Raw genomic sequence first — 21,320 nt, forward strand, 5'->3', positions numbered from 1 at the left:
ACTGACAAGAAGCTGTCACACACGAACCGGAATGCGGGATCGGACGCGGGCGGTTCTGACTGGCATGACCGTAGGAGTAGCACTCAACGCATCCGACGCGGAGAACCAGGTCGACGCCTCCGTGAGTCTGGCTCGCGAAGCCGCGGCGGCCGGCCTGCGCTCGGCCTGGTTCGGACAGACCTTCGGCGCGGACTCGCCACAGCTCGCGGCGATCGTCGGGCGGGAAGAACCCCGACTCCACGTGGGCACCTCGGCCATCCCCGTCTTCGGCCGGCATCCCCTGCTCGTCTCCAGCCAGGCCCAGACCGCCCAGGCGGCCACGCACGGCCGCTACCACCTCGGGCTCGCCCTGGGCACCAAGCTCCTCACCGAAGGCGGCTTCGGCCTGCCCTTCGAGCGGCCCATCGCCCGCCTGCGTGAATTCCTCACCGCCCTGCGGCAGTTGACCCGGACAGGAACAGCCGACTTCCACGGTGAGCTGCTGACCGCCGCCCCGCCGATCTCCGCACGCGTACCCGGCGCCGAGAGCGGAGTGCCCCTGCTCGTCGCCGCGATGGGCCCGCAGGCCCTGCGTGCCAGCGGTGAACTGGCGGACGGGATCCTGCCCTATCTGGCGGGCCCGCGCGCTCTGGAGGAGCACATCGTGCCCGCTCTCACCGCAGCGGCAGCCGCCGCGGGCCGTCCCTCGCCCCGGATCGTGGCCCTGGTGCCCGGCGTGGTCACGGACGACGTCGAGGCCGTACGCGCGAAGGCCACCGAGCAACTGGCCTTCTACGAGCAGATCCCGTCCTACGCACGGGTCGTCGAGCTCTCCGGCGGTCGGCGGGCCTCCGACCTGGCCGTGATCGGGGACGAGAGGACGGTCGCGGCAGAGGTACGACGCTACCGGGACGCCGGAGCCACGGAGGTGGTCTTCACCTCCACGGACATCGCCGGGGAAGCGGACCGGCGGCGCACCTGGGCACTCCTCGGCGAACTGGCCGGATGAACGACCACCGGACACACGTATCCCCGGAAGATCCACACACCGCCCGCGAGGCCGGACCTCGCGGAACGAAGGAGCACTCATGACCACTGAGCTCACGACGACGGACCTCCAGGCCTTCACCGAGGACTGGCTGGGCTGGTACCGCGCCCAGGAGGAACGGCTCGCCGATCCGCACGGATTCCTCGCGATCACCGGCCTGCACTGGCTCGACGACCGCCCGCAGCGCTTCCCGGACGCCCCCGGCTCGTGGTGGACCGACGCCGACGGAGTCACCGTGGCCCTCGACGAGGGCGAGGAACTGGTCGTGGAGGGAACACCGGTGCGCGGCGAGCACCGCTTCGGAGTACTGCCCGAACGCGGCGGCGTCAACGCGGTCTGGGGAGACGCCGTGATCGAGGTGGCCAGGCGCGGCGGGAACGACATCGTGCGTCCCCGGCACCCGGACGCGCCGCTGCGCACCGCCTTCACCGGAACGCCCGCCTACGCACCGGACCCGCGCTGGGCCGTGACCGGCCGCTACGTCGCCTTCGACGAGCCCCGGCCCACCACCGTGGGCGCCGCGGTCGAGGGCCTGGAGCACGTGTACGTCGCCCCGGGCCGTGTCGAGTTCGAACTGGACGGCCGGTCCCTGTCCCTGACCGCGTTCCCCGGACACACCCCGGGCGGGCTGTCGTTGCTCTTCACCGACGCGACCTCAGGAGTCACGACCTACGCCGCGAACCGCTCCCTCGGCGTGGACGCGCCGGCCGCCGACGGAACCGTCGTCCTGGACTTCAACCGCGCGGCGAACCTGCCGTGCGCCTACACGGACCTGGCGACCTGCCCCCTGCCGCCGGCGGAGAACCGGCTGCCCGTGGCCGTCGAGGCCGGCCAGAAGATCCCCCGCGAGCGCGGAGGGTCCTGAGCACGCCGGGCCGGGAATCATCGGCCCCCTCCGGGAAGGACGTCAGGGCCGGTCGGTCACGAACCGGTCGAGCACGGCGGTGAGTTCCGCCGGCTTCTCCACGGGCAGTTCGTGGCCGGCGTCCACGATCCGCACCACGGCGTCCGGGTAGGCCTTCGCCATCCGGAGCATCTGCGAGACGGGCAGTTGGATGTCGTGGTAGCCGTGGACCAGGAGGGTGGGCGTGTGGATCTCACCGATCCGGTCGAGGACGTCGAAGGACCGCATGGCGCCGTAGCACGTCATGACCACCTCCTGAGGCGTGTCCGCCGAGGCCCGGACGTACTCGCGGATCTTCTCGCGCGGGTAGCCGGGGGCGAAGGCCCGTTGGATGTTGGCGGCCACGAACAACTTGAACGGCACCATGGTCGAGACCGCCATCAGCAGGCCCCTCCCCCGGCTGTACGTCATCCTGCTGATCGAGTTCACCAGCACCAGCCGCTCGACCCGCTCGGGATGGTCCAGCGTCAGGGTCTGCGCGATCATCCCGCCCATCGAGTGGCCGACGAGTACGAACCGGTCGAGTTCCAGGTGGTCGAGTACGGCGAGTACGTCACCGGCCAGTTCCGCCACGGTCCGGCGCCCCGACCCCCCGCTCTCCCCGTGCCCGCGCAGGTCCAGTCGTACGACCCGGCGCTTCTGGGTGAAGTGGTCCAGCTGGTGGTCCCAGCGGTGCCGGTTGGCCGTCCAGCCGTGGATGAACACCAGCGGCACACCGTCACCGTCGCGGGGGCCCTCGTCGTCGTACGTCAGCGCGGCGCCGTCGACTTCGAGCTGCGGCATGGGGCCTCCTGGAGTGCGGTCCGGTGGTTACTGGTCGGTACGGTATCCGGCGGCGGGGGCGCCGTCACCGGCGTTCGCCGAGGAATTCGAGGATGTGTCCGAAGACATCGAGTGCGGCGCCCCGGCCCAGGAACGTGTCGAGGTGGCCGTAGCCGGGGATCTCGGTGTACGACACGTCCAGCTCGGGCCGGCGGTGGGCCAGCACCTCGTGGCAGAGCTTCTGCGAGTCCAGCCACAGTCCGTTCTCGCTTCCCGCGAGCAGCAGCACCGGGGTGTCGATGCGGGCGGCCGCGTCGAGCGCGTTGGGCGGCAGGGCCCGGTAGCGGTGGTCGGTGTCGTGCCAGCGGACGACGCTGCGGGCCAGTTCGATCCGGCGCAGGTGCGGCAGGATCCACAGGGGCGCCGGCCCGAGGAGTTCGGCGAGCCGGTCGTGGGTGGTCTCGGACAGGTTCTCGTGCAGGAACAGCGAAGCTCCCGAACCCCAGGCCGAGTTGTGGAGGATCTGGCAGGTCGGGTCCGGGCACACCGCCCCACGGGAGGCCAGCGCGAACAGCGGTGTGTACCTCGACCGGAGACCGACCTTGCGGAAGTCGACCGGGATGTGGTCGATCCGGTTCTTCAGCAGCTCGCCCGCCACGGTCATCCGCAGCGAGGTGCGTCCCGCGAGCTTCGGCGTCAGGAACACGCCCTGCGAGACGACGCCCGCGAGCCCGGGCACCAGCCCCGCCGTCATGCTCAGGGACAGGGCGAGGGAGCCGATGCAGTGCGCGACCACGAACAGCGGCCGGTCGCCGATGCGTTCGCGGATGCGTGCGACGGCGTCGGGGATGTCGTGGAGGGCGACATCGTCGTAGGTGTACCTCTGACCGGTCTCGTTGTAGGGAAGCCGGCAACTGCCCCGCCAGTCGAGCAGCCAGGGCTCGTAGCCGTCGTCGAGCAGGACGTCGACCAGGTTGCGGGTCTCGGGGAGCAGATACATGTCGGCGGACGCGGTGTGGCCGTGCAGGAGCAGCACGGCAGGCCGGTCCCGCTCTCCGCTGTCGATGCGGGTGAGACCCAGGCGTACGCCGTCCCCGGCGTGGAACGGGATCTCCTCGACCCGCGCCGGGTCGAGGCGGTGGCGCAACGGCCGCAGGACCGTGCCCGTTCTGACCTTGCGGATCGTGGGCCTGGTACGGGAGTTGGTGGATCTCAGGATCATCGGTGGTGCTCCGAGGGGGTCAGGGTGCGGCGCAGGTCGAGGAGGTCCGCGGCGGCGCGGGTGAAGGGGCCGAGCAGGCCGCGGCCCATCTCCGCGCCGAACCAGGCGAGCCAGGTCAGCTTGGCGGCGCGCTTCTCCCGGCCGGTCAGACGGGGGTCGACCTTGATGCCGTCGATCTGGTCGCGTACATAGCTGTCGGCGGGCACGACGAGTTCGCCGGTGAGGCTCGCCGGTTCGCCCTCGCGGCCGATCTCGACGCTCAGCGCGCGGGTCTGCCGCCATACGTCACGGCGGGCCCGGGCGTACTTGTGGCCCTCCAGCCACCAGCGGCCTCCGTCGGCGTCGCGCAACGTCAGCCGGTAGCGCAGGAGTTGGTGGCGCATCCCGTGGCGCTGCGGGATGCCCTCCTCGGGGCGGATCCAGACGTCGCCGTGTTCCACGAGGAGCGGCGCGGGATGGGCGGCCGCGCACACCAACTCACCGCTGACGTCCACCCGGCGCTCCTTCACCAGTTGGTGCATGCTCGCGATGGAGAGGGTGAGCGCCATCGAGCAGGGGGTGTCGGCACCTGCACTGGCATGGGGACTTGCGCTGGCACTGGCACTGGCACTGGCGGTGGCGGTGGCGGTGGCACCAACCGGGCCCACGGCGCCCTCGGTCGTCTCGGAGAACCACAGGTACGGCTGGTCGTCCTTGTCCGGCAGCCGGGCCAGTCCGTCCTCGGCGAGCCGCTCGAACGTCCTCAGCTGGGCCCGGGCGTCGTAGCGCGTCGCGGGGCGCAGTCCCAGCGCCTCGACGAGCGCGGCGGTGCGTTCGCCGCTGGCCGCCGGCCCCTTCAGGGTCGCCTCGCACAGTTTGAGGGCGGTGGGACTTCGCAACACCCTTGCGAGGAAGCCCAGTTCGGGAACGGGTTCGGCGTCCAGCCGAGCCAGGACGTCGGTGCGCCACTCCTCCCATTCCTGTACGCGCACATGCATCCCGCCGAACGCCATGTCCCGTACGACGTCGTCGAGGGTGTTGGGTACGCCGGTGAGGTTGTAGTCGAATCCCCAGGCGTCGGGTTCGCAGATGACGGCGGCCGCGACCCTGCTCACCCAGTCCACCGGGGCCGCGTTCAGGCAGTGGAAGGCGGGAACGGTGCGGAAGCGTCCGAAGGCCGCGATGAGGCCGCTGCTGAGGTCCTGCGGGTTGTGGGCGCCCGTCCGGGTGTGGCCGCCGATGCCTCCCGGACGCATCGCGGTGACGATCAGGCCGTGGTCGCGGGCCCGCCGCAGGGCGACCTCCGCGGCCCATTTCGTCTGGTCGTAGCCGGCGACGAGACGGTCGGCGTGGGCGAGCGGGTCGTCCTCGCCCATGGAGGCGATGCCGACCTCGTTGAAGACCGCGATCGAGGAGATGTGGTGCAGCGGCTTGGGCGGGCCGGTCGCCGCCAGTTCGGCCAGGGTCAGCGCGCCGATGACATTGCTCTGCCGCAGCGACTGGTAGCCGCGCAGGAAGTCCACGGCCGCCGCCACGCCCACGATGCTGTCCAGCTCGTGGGCGAGTTCGTTCCAGCCGCTGTCGGACAGGCCGAGGCGAGGTCGCCTGATGTCGCCGGGGAGTACCGTCACCCGGCGGCGGATCTCCGAGGACCAGGGCAGCCGGTGGCTCTTCAGCGCCTCGCCGAGACGAGCGGTGGCCGCTTCCTCGTCGGCCGCCCGAACGAGGCAGTGGACGTGCGCGTCACTGTGCCTGAGCAGATCGAGGAGCAGATGGCTGCCGAGGAAGCCGGTGGCGCCGGTGAGCAGGATCCGGCGGGGCGGCAGGGGCTCGGGAGAGCCGGTCCAGGGCAGGCGGTCGGCCAGGGAGAGGTCGGCCAGGATCTGGTCGAGGTCCTCGGGACGGGCGGTGGCGTACGGGGTGCCGCCGCCGCTCGTCCGTGCCGCGACCGTCGCCCCGCACGGAACGCGGGGAGACGGGACGGACGGGGTGTCCGTGGCGGGAGCCGGGCTGGATCCCGGGGCGGAAGCGGGACTGGTTCCCGGGACGGGGACAAGAACCGAGGGCGGTGCCGGGACCGGGAGGGGAAGGTTGTCCGGGGCCCGTGTGGCGCGGGTCGTACCGGTCGCCGGGGCCGAGGTCCGTGCGGCCGACGGGGCTGCTGGCACGCCCGGGGCCGAGAGGGCGGCCGTGGTACCCGCGGTCGCCAGCCAGCGCGCGGCGAGGCTGCGCGGCCGGGCGTCGGCGAACACCTCGTCGAGGTCGATCTCCATGCCCAGCTCGTCCTCCAGCGCCGCGACGAGTTCCACGGCGCCGACCGAGGTACCCCCGGCGTCGAAGAAGTCCGTGTCGGGCGACAGATGCCCTCCGGGTACGAAGCGCCCGGCCGCCGCGGCGACGACGGCGGCCAGGCCGTGCTCGTCGGGGGCGCCAGGGGCGGGCTGGGCGTCGACAACAGGATCCGTCCCGGCACCGGTGTCGTCACCGGCCCCCGCACCGAACGGCGCGGTGGGCGCTTTCGCGTACGGATCCACGGCGGCCCCGGACCGCCCGGCAACCCCACCGGCGTCCGCGTCCTCGTCCCCTGGGGCACCGGACGCGGAGGTGTCCGCCCCTGTGCGCGCGCCCGGCTCCGTGCGGGTTCCTGTCGCCGTGGGTGCGGCGGCCTGTCCGATCCTGGCCAGCAGGGCCTCCACGCTCGGCCCGCCGTCACCCCGCTCGATCGCCTCGCCGGTCGCCCGCTGTCCGGCGTGGGCCGACGTGTTCTCGTTCACTTCAGTCATGAGAGCCCTTCGCCCTGTGCATGTGTCTCTTTCCGCAGTGCTTCCGCGGGCCAGGCCGCCGGCCCGCTCACCGGCGTCGCCAGGAGCGGAAGGTCCGCAGTTGTTCCGGGGTGACCACGGTCTCCAGGTGCTCGTCGTCCTGGTCACCGCCACCGAGCGCCGCCAGCAGCCGCCGGGCCGGCACGTTGCGGTCGGTGCGCTCCGCCGTGAGCCGGACCTTCACGCAGCCCAGTCGGTCGGCTCGGTCCGCCAGCCACCCCAACAGCCGTTCCTCGACGCCTCGGCCGAGCGCGCGGCAGCTCAGGTTCCATGCGAGGACGTCGAGTTGATCGCCGTCCACGCGCAGTGCGAGCAGGCCGATCTGGCCGTAGTCGCCGAAGCGGTCCCGCGCCGCGGCCGTCCAGACCTCGCCCTGCTCCCGCCACCGCGCCAGATCGCCACCGTCGGCGGACCGGGGGCGGAGGGTGAACTGATTGGTGCGGCGGACGAGTTGTTCCGCCCGCTCGACATCGGCTCCGGACAGGGCCCGGATGTCGACCTCCAGCTCCAACTGGGCGAGGAACTCCTCGAATCCGGCCTGCTCGCGCACCGCTTCCCGCTCCCGCTCCTGCGCGTAGAACCCCGCTCGCAGCCCGTCCTCGGCCGTCGCCGCAGCCGGAACGAGGGGCCACAAGCGCCCCAGGAAATCGTCCAGTTCGGCCGTCGGAGGGCAGGTCACCGACAGCACCTCCGGCAGCGCCGACCGCATCTTCTCGATCTCGACCGGGTTGTCGTCGAGGAAGAGGAAGCTGTCCAGACCCAGGTCGAGGGTGCGCGCCGCCTCCGTGAGCCGGCCCGGCTTCGGACCCCAGCCGGCGGACAGCACGCTGAAGTGCTCCGCCTTGAGCGTGCTGTCCGGACGGTCCAGGACGGCCCGTACGGTGTCCTCGTCGTTGTTGCTGACCAGAGCGAGCAGCGCGCCCGCGGCACGCCATCGCAGCAGTGTCCCCGCCAGCCGGGCGCGCGGTCCGCTCACGTCCACCGCCTCGGGGCCGATCTCCCCGGCGACCCCGCCCCACAGGGTCTCGTCGCCGTCCACCGCGATCACCTTCGGTGCCGGGCGCAGGACCGCTCGTGCCACCTGGGCCAGCCGCAGGGCCACCGCCGCCTGGAACCGCGGGGTGAAGGGGAGATGGGCCAGCCGCTCGGTCCGTTCGTCGAAGCGCTCCGTGACGGCGTGGTGGCGCGTCCACTCGTCCGGGCCGAGCACCGCGATGCCGGGCTCATCGGTCAGCTCGGCTGCGAGGTCGCTCTCCCATCGCCCGAGGCGTTCGTCCTGCCGCGCCGAGGGAAGGACGCCGACGATCAGTGGTCTGCGGGTCCGCTCGGACAGGGCCCGCAGCGCGGCCGGGTACGCGGCGCGCAGTTCGGTCAGCGCCTCGTCGGTGACCGGGCCGAACCGCTCCAGGTCCGCCGCCCGCAGCAGCACCACGCCCACCGCTGTCGTGGGATCGGTGAAGACGCCCGAGGGATCGCACAACGCGGCGAGCACCTGATGGTACGGGGCTTCCGCCACCGTCGGCCTCTGGTCCCGCGTTCGCTCCCCTTCCCGGGTGCCCTCCTCGATCGCCGCCTCGCACAGCAGCGGCAGATTGCCGAGGGCGAAGGTGGCGGCGAGCGCGAGCGAGCGGCGAGGGCGGGCAACGATGCCCCGAGTGACCGGAGTCGACGTCACGACCGTGGCTGCCGTCGCTCCCGGTGCACCCGTCGCAGCAGGAACCATCGCGACCGGCGTTGCCGCCGCGCCCGTCGCGGCGGCAGCCGTCGTACCCGTCGCCCGGACCGCCGCTGCCGGGTTGTCGGCCGTCTCCGCGAGCAGCCGCAGGAACGTCTCCGCCAACTCGGTGGAGGCCGCCGCGTCCAGGATGTCGAGATTGTGATCCAGCCGTACGCGGCCGGCGTCCGGGGTCATGGTGACCATCAGATCGAGGTCCGAGTATCCGGTTCCGGCCGGGAGCACCTCCAGTCGTCCGAAGCGGGCCGCCGAGGAGCGTACGAAGTTGAAGTACACCTCCACCAGCGGGGCGTTCGCCCGGTGCAGTCCCTGCCCTGTCAGTGTGGACAGCACGTCCGAGAACATGGCGCCCTTGGCGAGGACCCGGTTCAGGCGCGTGTCCGTCCGGCGCAGCACGTCCTCGATCCGCTCCCCCGCCACCGCTTGTGCCGGGAACGGCACCGGTACGCCGAAGAACCCCACCGCGTCGTACGCGTCGGCGTGGATGCGGGTGTCGACGGGCACGGCGAGCACGAAGCGCTCCCGCTCACGCATCCTGGCCAGCAGGACGGTCAGGGTGCCGAGGCAGAAGGCCGCCGGTGTGACGGCCAGCCTGCTCGCGGTCGCCGACACCCGCTCCATCAGCCCGTCGGGTATCGCCACGGTCACGCTCCCGGCCCGGTACGAACGCGTCGCCGGGCGCGGCCGGGCGAGCGTCAGGTCGAGACGCTCACTGCCGTGGAAGGCCTCGCGCCATTCGGCGGCGGCACCGGCACCGGCGCCGCCGGGGGCATCGCCGGTCCGCTGTGCCTCGATGAGGAGGTCGATGTCACGGTTGGTGACGGCGTCGCCGAGCGAGGTACCGGACAGTTCGGCGTCGATCTCCCCCGCGACGAGCAGCAGCGACTGGAGATCGCTCACCGCGTGGTGCGCTCCGAACACCAGCACCTGGCCACGAGCACCGGCGTCGAGCAGCTCGAACCGCCACAGGGGCGCCCTGGCCAGGTCGAACGGTGGCTCCAGCAGCCGGGACAACCGGTCGTCGGCGTCCGGTTCGGCATCGGCGGGCAGCTCCGTCCAGCGCAGCAGCGGCTCGGCCGGCTCCCGCACCACACACAGCTGTCGGCCCCGTCCGCCGCTTCCGGCGATCGCCGTGCGCAGGGCCGCGTGCCGTCCGGCGAGCCGGGTGACGATGTCGGTGAGGGCCTCGCGGGTGGTCGGCGTGGTGAGCCGGACGGCCAGGCCGACGGAGTGCGCCGCGTCCGGCATGCCCGGCTGGGCGCTGCGCAGCAGCCGTACGACGTCGCGGGTCGCGGGCCGCAGCTCGCTCTCGGGCACCTCGGAGGTGACGCCGGGCTGTGGCTCCTCGCTCCGTGGCCCGGTGGCGCGTTCGGGCAGCACCTCGCCCAGGGCCCGTGCGAGGCTCCGGATGTCGGACGCCGAGAAGACGGCGGCGGCCGGGAGTTCGGCGCCGAGTTCGCGGGTGAAGGCGTTGCGCAGCCGGACCAGCATGAGCGAGTCCAGGCCCAGTTCCTTGAGGGCCGTCGTCGCGGACAACTCCACGGCACCGCCGGAGACCTGGCCGACCTTGGCCCGTACATACGCTTCGAGCCATGCGGCCCGGTCCTGGTCCGTCGTCGCCGCGAACACCCGGGCGACGAGGTCGTCCGTGCCCGCGGGGTCGGCTGCGACGGTGATCAGGTCGGCGAGGATCGGGCGGGTGCGCGCCGCTTCCTGGTCGAGCTCGAGTGCCTCCGGGTCCAGGGCGAGGGGGGCGAGCTGGCGGCGGGAGGTGGCGAGCACCCGCTCGAACAGGTCGCCGCCCTCCGCCGGAGTGAAGGCGACGAGACCCGAACGGCTGGTCTCGGCCGCCCGGGCGCCGGAACCGGCGACCATGCCGACCTCCGTCCAGGCGCCCCAGTCCAGGCTCAGCGCCCGGCGGTCGGTGCGGGAGAGGTGGTGTGCCCAGGCGTCGAGGAACGCGTTCGCCGCCGCGTACGGGCTCTGACCGGGCGAGCCGAGGACACCTGCCGCGGAGGCGAAGAGGACGAACCTCTCGGCCTCCGGGGCCAGTTCGGTGAGAAGGGCGGTGCCCAGGACCTTGGGGGCGAGCACGCGCAGGACGCGTTCGTCGGTCAGGTTCGCCAGCGTGGCGTCGTCGAGGACACCTGCCGCGTGGACGACGGTGGCGATCGGTCCGGCCTCACGTCGTACGGCGTCCAGGGCGGCCGTGAGCGCGGCGCGGTCAGCGACGTCCGCGCGGGCGAGGTGGACGGTGACACCGCGTGCTTCGATCCCCTTGATCCAGCTCTCGGCCACCGTGTCGGGCCCGCCCCGGCTCAGCAGGGCCAGTCGGCGGGCACCCCGGCGGACCAGCCGCTCGGCGGCCACCCGGCCGAGACCGCCCAGACCGCCCGTGATCAGGTGCACGCCGTCCGCGGTGATCCCGTCGTGCCCTCCCTCGTCCGGGCGGGTGCGGGCGAGCCGTGGCACGAGCCGGCCCGGTTCCCGCAGCGCGACGAGCCGTTCGTCGTCCGCGTGCCGGAGCTGCGTCCACAGGCCGTCGTCGTCGTTCGTGGCCGGCAGGTCGATCAGCGTGGTGAGCAGTTCCGGGTATTCCTGGGCCACGGAGAGTCCGAAGCCCCAGGCGAGAGCCTGCTGAGGGTGCGTCACCCGCGTGCTGTCGCCGGCTGCCTGGCTGCCCCGTACGACGACGAACAGGCGCGGCGAGCGGCCCCGGGGCCGGTCGGCGAGCGCGCGCACCAGGTGCAGGGTACTCAAGCAGCAGCAGCGCGCGGCCTCTTCGGCCGTGGCGGCGTCCTCGACGGCCGGAGCGTCGAGGGCGGACAGCTGCACCACCCGTTCCGGCGGCCCGTCGGGGAAGGCCTCGTCGAGCAGGCGGGTCAACTGCCCTGGATCGGACGGATCGAGGACATAGCGACCGGGGCCCTGGGCGCCGAACGCCGCTCCCCTGCGCACGATCACATGGGGGACGGCGGCCAAGGCCAACCGCTCCGCGAGTGCGTCGGCCACCCCGGTCTCGTCGGCGAGGACGAGCCAGCCGCCGTCGACGGGCCGCTCCTGCGCGGGCGGGCGCGGCTGCCAGCGGGTCTCGAACAGCGCGCCGTCCAGCGGCGAGAGCGCGGCGAGCTGGAACTCCGTCGCCTCCAGGACCAGTTGACCCTGCTCGTCCCAGAGCCGCAGATCCAGGAGTGCGGTGTCGCCGTCCACGGTGTGCAGTCGGCAGGTCGCCCACGCGGGAGCGGAGCGCAGGCCGGTGAAGCGCAGCCGTCCGACACCGGCGGGCACGAAGGCCCGGCCCTCGGGCGCGTCGGTGGGCAGGGCCGCCGTGTGGAAGGCGGCGTCGAGGACCGCGGGGTGCAGGAGGTGACCGGCGGCGGGCCGCCGGGTGAGCCGGCCGACCGCGGTGGTCGTCGTGCGGTGGCCCTGCTCCAGGAGCCGGAAGGAGGGACCGTAGTCGATGCCCAGGGCTGTGAGCCCCGCGTAGACGGCGGGCAGGTCGGCCTCTTCCCCGCATCGTTCACGCAGCGCGGAAAGCTCCTCGCCCGTGTCGGGCGCGGTGGGCGCGGGTTCGGCGGCGCCGTCGACGACCCGTCCGGTGACGTGCCGCTCCCAGGGCGCGTGCCGTTCCCCGGCTGCCGCAGAGGCGATGGTGAAGTCCCTTGAACCGTCCTCCCCGACGGGATGCAGGACCAGTTGCAGCCGTACGGGCTTCTGCGCGTCGAGGGCCAGGGGCCGTACGAATCTCACGTCGGCCAGTCGTGTCTCGCCGCCGTCCCGGAGCGCGGACGCGGCCTCCAGCGCCAGGTCGAGGAAGGCGGCGCCGGGCATCCAGACCTCGCCGGTGACCCGGTGGTCGGTGAGGTAGGCGAAGCGGCTGTCTCGCAGGTCGATGTCGCTCTGGAAGACGTGCCGGCCGGGTGTGTCGCTGGCCTCGACATGGGTGCCGAGGAGCGGTGAGCCTCCGGCCGTTGCGGTGGCCGGGGCAGGTGCGCGCCAGTGGCGTTCGCGGGCGAAGGCGTACGTGGGCAGGTCGATCCGGCGCCCCTCCGGCAGCAGCACGGGCCAGTCGGGCGTGTGCCCGGCCTCGTACAACTCCCCGACCCGGCCCAGCAGAACGTCCCGTCCGTCCCTCCCACGGCTCAGCGAGCCGACCGCGACCGCGTCGATCCCCGCCTCGGCCGCCACCGCCTCGACGGAAGCGGTGAGCGAGGGGTGCGGGCTCAGCTCGACGAAGTAGCGGTAGCCGTCGTCCAGCATCCGCCGGATCGTGTCCGCGAAGCGGACGGGGCGCCCGAGGTTCGCGTACCAGTGCTCGGCGTCCAGCCGGTCGCCGGGCACCGGTTCGGCCGCCACCGTCGAGTACAGCGGGGTCGCCGCCCACGTGCCCCTGATACCGGAGAGCCGGTCCAGCAGATCCGCGCGGACCGGGTCCATCAGGGGGGTGTGGGAGGCGAACGGCGTCGACAGCCGCCGGACCGGGACGTCCCGCGCTTCGAGATGCGCGCACAGCTCTGCCAGTGCTTCGGTGTCACCGGAGACGGCCGTGGAATGCGGGCTGTTGACCGCCGCGACGAACAGCCGGCCGGGGTGCAGCGCGAGCAGCTTCTCGGTCTCCGTGCGCGGCAGCTCCAGGGCCAGCATGCCGCCCCGTCCGACCAGTGGGGCGACCGCCCGGGCGCGCCCGTTGACCACGGACACGGCGTCGTCCAGGGTGAGGGCGCCCGCGCTGTACGCGGCGGCGATCTCGCCCAGGCTGTGTCCGATCACGGCGTCCGGGCGGACCCCGAGCGCGCGCCAGGCTGCGGCCAGGGACGCGTTGACCGCGAACAGCACCGGTTGCAGGTACTCGGTGCGGTCGAACGGAGCGAACTCCTCCGGTGCCCGCAGCACGTCGAGCACCGACCAGCCGACCTGTCCGCGCACCGCCTCGTCGATACGGGCCAGCTCCTCGCGGAAGGCCTCCGACTCGGCCGCCAGCTCCACACCCATGCCGGGCCACTGGCCGCCGTGCCCGGCGAAGACGAAGGCCACCTTGCCCGTCTGTTCCGCGCGAATCGGCGCCAGGGGCAGGTGTCCGGTCGCCAACGCGTCGAGCCGTGAGCGCAGTTCTTCGCGGTCGCCGGCCACGATCGCCGCTCGCTGTTCGAAGTGGCTGCGGTGTCGCGCCAGGGTGTGGGCGACGTCGGACAGGGCGACGTCCTCGTCCAGGTGGCGGGCCAGGCGTGCGGCCTGCCCCCGCACGGCGGCCTCACCCCGCCCTGACAGCGCGAACAGCCTTGCACCCGGGGCGATTTCGTTCCGCGTCGGCGCCTCGGCGCGCTCGGCCTCCTCCAGGATCAGGTGAGCGTTGGTTCCGCTGATCCCGAAGGCGCTCACACCGGCCCGCCGTACGCGTCCGCCCGACGCCGGCCAGGCGACCGTCTCCCGCAGCAGGTGCAACCCGCTGTCGTCCCAGTCGACATGGCGACTGGGCGTGCTCGCGTGCAGGGTGCGCGGCAGGGACTGGTTGCGCAGGGACTGCACGACCTTGATGAGACCGAGCACGCCCGAAGCCGCCTGCGCGTGACCGATGTTGGACTTGAGCGAGCCGAGATGCAGGGGCCTGCCTCGGGGGCGCGAGGTGCCGAAGACCTCCGCGAGGGCGTTCGCCTCGATCGGGTCGCCGAGGGTGGTGCCGGTCCCGTGCGCCTCGACGTAGTCGATGTCGGCGGGTTCCAGGCCGGACAGCTCCAAGGCCCGCCGGATCACCTGTTCCTGGGCCGGACCGTTGGGCGCGGACAGGCCCTGGCTGCGGCCGTCCTGGTTGACGGCCGTACCGCGCAGCACGGCCAGCACCTCGTCGCCGTCGCGCCGCGCGTCGCCGAGCCGCTTCAGTACGACCATGCCCGCGCCCTCGGCCCAGACGGCACCGTCGGCGTCGTCGGAGAAGGAGCGGCAGCGGCCGGTCGGCGACAGTCCCCGCAGCCGGCTGAACTCGACGAAGGTTCCCGGCGTCACCATCAGCGTCACCCCGCCGGCGAGCGCCAGATCGCACTCGCCCGCCCGCAGTGCCTGTGCCGCCAGGTGCAGCGCCACCAGGGACGACGAGCAGGCGGTGTCCACCGTCAGCGCCGGTCCGTTCAGCCCCAGCGTGTACGCGAGCCGGCCCGAGGCCACGCTCGGCGCGGACCCCGTGCCGACGTAGCCGTCCAGCTCGTCGAGCCGGGAGCCCGCCAGGTAGTCGCTGCCGAACATGCCGACGTACACACCGGTGTTGCTGCCGGCCAGCTCGGCCGGCACGATCCCGGCGCGCTCCAGTGCCTCCCAGGCCGTCTCCAGCAGCACTCGCTGCTGCGGGTCCATGCTCGCGGCCTCCTTCGGAGTGATCCCGAAGAATCCCGCGTCGAAGGACTCCAGGTCGTCGAGGAAGCCGCCTTCCTTGGCGTACGACGTGCCCAGGGCCTCCGGGTCGGGGTCGTGCAGCGACTCCACGTCCCAGCGGTCCGCCGGGAACGGGCCCACCGCGTCGCGTCCCTCGGCGACGAGGCGCCAAAGTCCCTCGGGGTCGCTCACGCCGCCGGGCAGACGGCAGGCCATGGCCACCAGGGCCAGCGGCTCGTCCGCCGTCGCCGCCGGGGCGACGGGAGACCGGGGATCGGGTGTGCCGCGCCGGGGGGTCCGGCCGTCCGTGGCGAGCGCGGTGGTCAGCAGGTGGGCGGAGAGCCGGGCGGCGGTGGGGTGGTCGAACAGCAGGGTGGCGGGGAGCCGGGCGCCGATCCGGGTGCCGATGCGGTTGCGGAGCTCCACCGCTGTCACGGAGTCCATGCCGAGCTCGCGCAGCGGCTGATCGGGACGCACGGACTCCGCCGAGGGCAGGCCGAGCGCCCGGGACGCCTCCTCACGGACGAGGGCCAGGACCCGTGCGGGGCGGTCGGCCTCGGGGAGCCGGGCCAGCCGGTCGGCCAGACCGGCACCGCCGTCCTGACCGGTGCGGGGTGCGGGCAGCAGCGAGCGCCACAGGGCCGCCGTACCGTCGTCCGCGGCAGCGGTGGCCGCGCGCAGGCGGGGCAGGTCCAAGGACGCGGCGATCAGGTGCGGTGCGCCCCGGCGCAGGGCGAGTTCGACGAGTTCGCGGCCCTGGTCGGGGGTCAGGGCGCGGTGGCCGAGCCGGGCCATCCGGTCCAGGTCGGCGTGTGTGGCGGCGAGACCCTCATCCGCCCAGGCGCCGAAGGAGACGGAGACCGCGGCCAGACCCAAGGCTCGCCGGTGGTGGGCCAGTTGGTCGAGGAAGACGTTGGCCGCGGCGTAGTTGCCCTGGCCCGGGTTGCCGAGCACGCCGGCCGCGGAGGAGATCAGCAGGAACAGGCCGAGCGGTGTGCCGGCGGTGAGCCGGTGCAGATGGGCGGCGCCGTCCACCTTGGGGCGCAGCACCCTCGCGAGGCGTTCGGGCGTCAGCTCGGCGACCACCCCGTCGTCCAGGATTCCGGCGCAGTGCACGACTCCGCGCAGCGGCAACTCGTCGCCGACACCTGCGAGTACGCCGGCCAGTGCGCCCGGGTCCGCGACGTCGCACTCCGCGATCTCGACCTCGGTTCCGAGCGCGGTCAGTTCGGCGGTGACCTCCGCGGCACGTGGATCCGCGGAGCCTTGACGCGAGGTCAGGAGCAGTCGGAGGACGCCGCGTTCGGCCAGGAGCCGGGCGATGTGCAGGCCGACGGCACCGAGCCCGCCGGTGATCAGCACCGTACCGTCGGTGGGCACGAGGGTGCCGCGGCCGACGAGGTCGAGGGCGACTGGGGTGTTCGACGCTTCGCCCCGCCGGAGCGCCTCGCGCGCGGCGGTGACGGGCGGGATTCGCAGGGGGGTGGCAGCGCGGGAACGGACCAGCCGTGGAGCGAGCAAGGAGCCTTCGCGGAAGGCGAGTTCGGGCTCGCCGGTATGCGCGAGGGCCGTCGGAAGGGCGTCGGCGGGGTCGGCGCCCGCGAGGTCGAGCAGGGTCAGCCCGAGGTGCGGGTGTTCGGCCCGGGCGCTGCGGGCGAGTCCCCACAGCACCGACTGGGCCAGGCCGGGCACGGTGTCCTGGGCACCGGTCGCGACCGCGCCGCGGGTCACCCAGACGGTCCGGGCGGGCGGCGGGTCGTCCGTGAGCGCGATCAGGGCGCGCAGTTCGGCGAGCGCCGTCGCGGCCAACTCCTGTGCGGCAACGGCCAGTTCGGCATCGAGAGCCGGACGCGGCCAGAACCGTACGACGATGTCGGCGCCCGTGTCGCGCACCTGGACGCCTGCCGCCGCCAGGCCCCGCAGGGCGGCCGCGACCTCCGGGTCGGAGCGGTCGCCGTGCAGGGCCCACACAGCCTGCGGCACCGTCGCGGGCTGTTCGGTCACGGGCGGTTCGGTCACGGCCGTCCACGCCACTTCGTACAGGTGCCGGTCGTTCTCCGAAGCGCCGTCGAGGTCCGCCGGGTCGGCGGCCCGCAGCCGTACGTCCTCCAGCCGGCCCGCCGGGAGGCCGTCGGCGTCCCACAGGGTCACGTCGAGGGCGAGGTCCGTCGCCGAGCCGCCCGTCCGCCGTACCAGCGCCGTGAGGTCCCTCGCGCCGCCGGGCGGCAGGACGCAGCGGCCCACCGCGACCGGGAGCAGCACCCGGCCGTCGGACGCGTCCAGTGCCGCGGCCACGTGCAGTGCGGCGTCCAGCAGTGCCGGGTGGACGGGGTAGGGATCGGCCGAGCCGCGGGCCACGGCAGGCAGCGACAGCCGGGCCAGCACTTCGCCGTCGGCGGTGGTCGTGACCGCCGACCGGACGCCTTGGAAGGAGGGGCCGTAGCCGAGACCGAGAGTGGCCAGTCGCTCGTACGTCTGCGCGCCCCAGGCGGACTCGGCGGCCTCCGGCCACACCGGCGGCAGCGCCGTCGTCGCCGGGGCGGAGGCGGACGCCGACGCGGTGGCGTGCAGGGTCCAGCCCGGGGCCTCCGGGCCGCGCGGGCGGCTGTGCACGGTGACCTCGGGCGCGGATCCGGTGGTGACCACTTCGACCGACACCTCGACCGTGCCGGTCCGGGGCAGCACGAGGGGTGCGAGCAGGAGCAGATCGGTCACGTCGCCGGGGAGGTCCGGGCGGGCCACGGCGAGCGCGGCACGGCACAGCTCCATCATGGTCGTGCCCGACACCACGGTCCGCCCGAACACGGCGTGGTCGGCCAGCCAGTCGGCGGTGGCCGGGGACCATTCGTTGCGGAAGGTCCAGCGGGTCTCGTCCACCGAGCGCAGCTGAACGCCCAGGAGAGGGTGCGCGGCGCGGTCGAAGAGGCCGGAGGCCACCGGCCCGGACTCGGCTTCGGTCCAGTACGACTGTGGATCCCAGGCGTATGTGGGCAGTTCGGCCGTCTCCCCATCGGGAACGACGCGGCGCCAGTCGATCCGCCGTCCGTGGACGTGGAGTTCGGCGGCGGCCCGGTCCAGGCAGGCGGGTCCGTCCTCGTCGCGGCGCAGCGATCCGACGGCGACCAGGTCGTCGTGGCCGTGGTCCTCGGCGACCGTGCGCACGGCGGTGACGAGGGAGGGGTGGGGGCTGAGTTCGACGAAGTGGCGGTATCCGTCGGCGACCATGCGTTCCACGGCGGACGCGAAGCGCACGGGTTCACGCAGGTTCGTGTACCAGTAGCCGGCCTCCAGCTCCTGGGTGACCGGCTCGCCGGTGACCGTGGAGTACCAGGCGACGGTGGTCGGGGAGGTGGTGACGCCGTCGAGTTCGTCGAGGATCGTCGCGCGCAGTGGCTCGACCCGGGCGCTGTGGGAGGCGTAGTCGACGTCGAGGCGGCGGACGAACACCTGCTCCCGGTCGAGGTCGGCGAGCAGGGCGTCGAGGGGCTCCACGTCACCGGCGATCACCGTCGAGCGGCCGCTGTTCACGGCGGCGACGGACACCCGGCCGCCGAGGCCGGCTAGGCGCGCCTCGACCTCGCTGTGCGGCAGGGCGACGACGGCCATGGTCCCGGTGCCGGACATCGCGGTCAGGGCCTGGCTGCGCAGGGCGACCACCGCCGCGGCGTCGTTGAGGCTCAGCGCCCCGGCGACGCAGGCCGCGGCGACCTCGCCCTGGCTGTGTCCGACCACCGCGTCCGGCCGGACGCCACGGGCCCGCCACACCGCGGCCAGGGAGACCATCACGGCGAAGAGGACCGGCTGGACGACGTCGACCCGTTCCAGGGAAGGGGCGCCCTCGTCGCCACGCAGGACGGCGGCCACCGACCAGACGGTGAACGGGCGCAGCGCGGCGTCGCAGCGGTCGAGTTCGTCGGCGAACGCCGGTGAACGGTCGAGGAGTTCGCGGGCCATGCCGGACCACTGGGCGCCCTGACCGGGGAAGACGAATGCCAACTTGCTCGATGGGAGGGTCTGTTGCGGGCCCACGACCAGATCGGGGTCCGGCTCCCCCTCGGCGAGGCCGCGGAGGGCGGTGAGCAGTTCGTCGTGGTCGCCCGCCCTGACGACGGCGCGGTGCTCGAAGTGTGTGCGGTGGTGGGTCAGTGTTCCGGCCACGCCGGGCAGTTCCGGCCGCGGTTGCGCGGCGAGCACGTCGAGCAGGCGGGCCGCCTGGCCACGGAGGGCCGAGGGGGTGCGGGCGGACAGCGGGAAGAGCGCGGGTTGCCCGGTACGGGGGTGCCGGACGGGCGTCGGAGGGGCGGTCGGCTTCGGCGTCGTGGCCTGTGTCGGAGTGGCGGCCGGCGTCGGTGTCGCGGCCTCCGCCGGGGCGGGCGCGGGAGTCGACGCCGTGGCGTGTGCCGACGTGGCGGCCGGTGTCGGTGTCACGCCCTGTGTCGGAGTGCCTGCCGACATCGGTGCCGCATCCTGCGTCGGTGTCGGTGTCGGTGTCGGTGCCGCATCCTGCGTCGGTGTCGGTGTCGGTGCCGCATCCTGCGTCGGTGTCGCCGTCGGTCGTGTCAGGTCCTGCGGTGACTCCTCCAGCACCACATGCGCGTTGGTGCCGCTGATCCCGAACGCGCTCACCCCGGCCCGCCGCACCCGGTCGGCCCGGCGCGGCCACGTCTCGGCGCCGCTCTGCACGCGCAGGCCACCGTCCGCCCAGGCGACGTGCTCGGTCGGGGTCTCGGCGTGCACGGACGCGGGGAGGCGTTCATGGCCGAGGGACAGGACCGTCTTGATGACGCCGCCGATGCCCGCCGCGGCCTGTGTGTGACCGATGTTGGACTTCAGGGAGCCGACGCCAAGCGGCCGGTCCGCCGGGCGGCCAGGTCCGAAGACCGACGCGAGCGCGCGACCTTCGATGGGGTCACCGAGCGGCGTGCCCGTGCCGTGGGCCTCGACGTAGTCCAGGTCGTCGGGCAGCAGCCCGGCGTCGTCCAGGGCGGCACGCAGCACCCGTTCCTGTGCCGGACCGTTCGGCGCGCTCAGGCCCTGGCTGCGGCCGTCCTGGTTGATCGCCGACCCCTTGACGACCGCGAGGACCCGGTCGCCGTCCCGGCGCGCGTCCGCGAGCCGCTTGAGAAGCACCAGACCGCAGCCCTCGGCCCACACCACCCCGTCCGCGTCGGTGGAGAACGGGCTGCACCGACCGGACGGCGACAGCCCGCGCAGCCTGCTGAACTCGACGTGCCCGCGGGGTGTCACGAGGAGTGTGGCGCCACCGGCCAGCGCGAGGTCGCACTCTCCGCCGGCCAGTGCCCGCGCCGCCAGGTGCAGGGACACGAGAGAGGAGGAGCAGGCGGTGTCGACCGTGACGGCAGGCCCCTGGAGTCCCAGGGTGTAGGCGATGCGCCCGGACGCCACGCTGGACGCCGAGCCCGTGCCGACGTGCCCGTCGAGCCGGTCCAGCGGGGCCGAGGCGAGGTATCCGCTGTCGTACAGGCCGACATAGACACCCGTCCGGGTGCCGTTCAGCGTCTCCGGGACGATCCCGGCGCGCTCGATCGCCTCCCAGCCGGTCTGGAGCAGCAGCCGTTGCTGCGGGTCCATGGCCGCGGCCTCGCGCGGCGAGATCCCGAAGAAGGCCGCGTCGAAACGGTCGATGCCGGTCAGGAAGCCGCCGCGCAGGGAGTACGCCTTGCCGACGGCGTCGGGGTCGGGGTCGTAGAGCTCGTGGGTCTCCCAGCGGCCCGCGGGCACCTCGCCGACGGCGTCCTCGCCCGCGGCCAGCAGCCGCCAGAGCGATTCCGGGTCGTCTGCGCCACCGGGGAACCGGCAGGCCATGGAGATGATCGCGATGTCGTCACCCCCGCGCACGGACGGGCCGGTCGGCGTCGAGGCCGGGGCCAGAGCCAGATCGGGCGCACCCAGGGGCTGTTCGTCGAAGACGGCCGCGGCGATCCCCGCGATGGTGGGGTGGTCGAAGACCACGGACGGTTCGAGGGGCCGCCCGGTCCACTCGGACAGGCCCGCGACGAGTGTCACCAACTGCACTGATCCCAGACCGAATTCGGCGATCGGACGCTCCGGCGCGACGGCCGACGGGGCAAGCCCGGCAACTTCCGCGACGGCGGACGTCAACCAGGTCCGCACCCCCTCGGAGGTCGTCGGGGACATCTCGGTGTACCGCTTCGGGGACTCGTTCGCAGGCATCTGGGCTGGTGTCCTCGTGAACTTGGGCGCAGGTGGATTCCGTACGGCCGACGCGACGGGTGCGCACGACTGCTGCCGCCGTGCCCACAGTGCACGGCAGACGGCAGACGGCAGACGGCAGACGGCAGACGGCAGACGGCAGACGATGGAGGGTGGAGGGTGGATTCGGGTGAGGAGCGGCGGATTCCGGCGGTTGTACGAGCGCTGCATGACTCCCATGGCGCTGACGCTGACGCTGACGCACAACCGTCACAGCACCGCCCGCGACCGCCGAACAGACCTGTCCGAAGCGGCCGTTGAGCCGCCGGCAG

The 21,320-nt window shown here is 73.4% G+C and carries 6 protein-coding genes; 2 read left to right on the plus strand and 4 right to left on the minus strand.

What is annotated here, in order from left to right:
* Nucleotides 1-64: 64 nt before the first annotated feature.
* Entirely contained in the window at nt 65-988 is a 924-nt protein-coding gene (locus OG485_RS02110; RefSeq protein ID WP_328663849.1) for an LLM class F420-dependent oxidoreductase, read from the plus strand.
* Nucleotides 989-1,067: 79 nt separating this feature from the next.
* Nucleotides 1,068-1,892 carry a DUF1684 domain-containing protein gene (locus OG485_RS02115; RefSeq protein WP_328663851.1) on the plus strand — a complete coding sequence of 275 codons (825 nt, stop codon included), beginning with the start codon at nt 1,068-1,070 and terminating at the stop codon, nt 1,890-1,892.
* 42 nt (nt 1,893-1,934) lie between these two features.
* Here OG485_RS02115 and OG485_RS02120 read toward each other — a convergent pair whose 3' ends face one another.
* From OG485_RS02120 to OG485_RS02135, 4 genes are all read right to left on the minus strand, one after another.
* The gene (locus OG485_RS02120; RefSeq protein ID WP_328663853.1) at nt 1,935-2,714 is read right to left on the minus strand and encodes an alpha/beta fold hydrolase; all 780 of its coding nucleotides are present in this window, start codon (nt 2,712-2,714) and stop codon (nt 1,935-1,937) included.
* Between the two features lie 64 nt (nt 2,715-2,778).
* Entirely contained in the window at nt 2,779-3,915 is a 1,137-nt protein-coding gene (locus tag OG485_RS02125) for an alpha/beta hydrolase (RefSeq protein ID WP_328663854.1), read from the minus strand.
* On the minus strand, nt 3,912-6,677 hold the full coding sequence (locus OG485_RS02130; protein WP_328663857.1) for a thioester reductase domain-containing protein: 2,766 nt from the start codon (nt 6,675-6,677) through the stop codon (nt 3,912-3,914). Before OG485_RS02130 ends, OG485_RS02125 begins: the two co-directional genes overlap by 4 nt.
* A 67-nt stretch (nt 6,678-6,744) precedes the next feature.
* Nucleotides 6,745-21,009, minus strand: a complete 14,265-nt coding sequence (locus OG485_RS02135) for an SDR family NAD(P)-dependent oxidoreductase (RefSeq protein ID WP_328663859.1) — start codon at nt 21,007-21,009, stop codon at nt 6,745-6,747.
* Between the last annotated feature and the right edge of the window lie 311 nt (nt 21,010-21,320).

This window comes from Streptomyces sp. NBC_00328, from assembly GCF_036139655.1.
Lineage (GTDB): Bacteria > Actinomycetota > Actinomycetes > Streptomycetales > Streptomycetaceae > Streptomyces.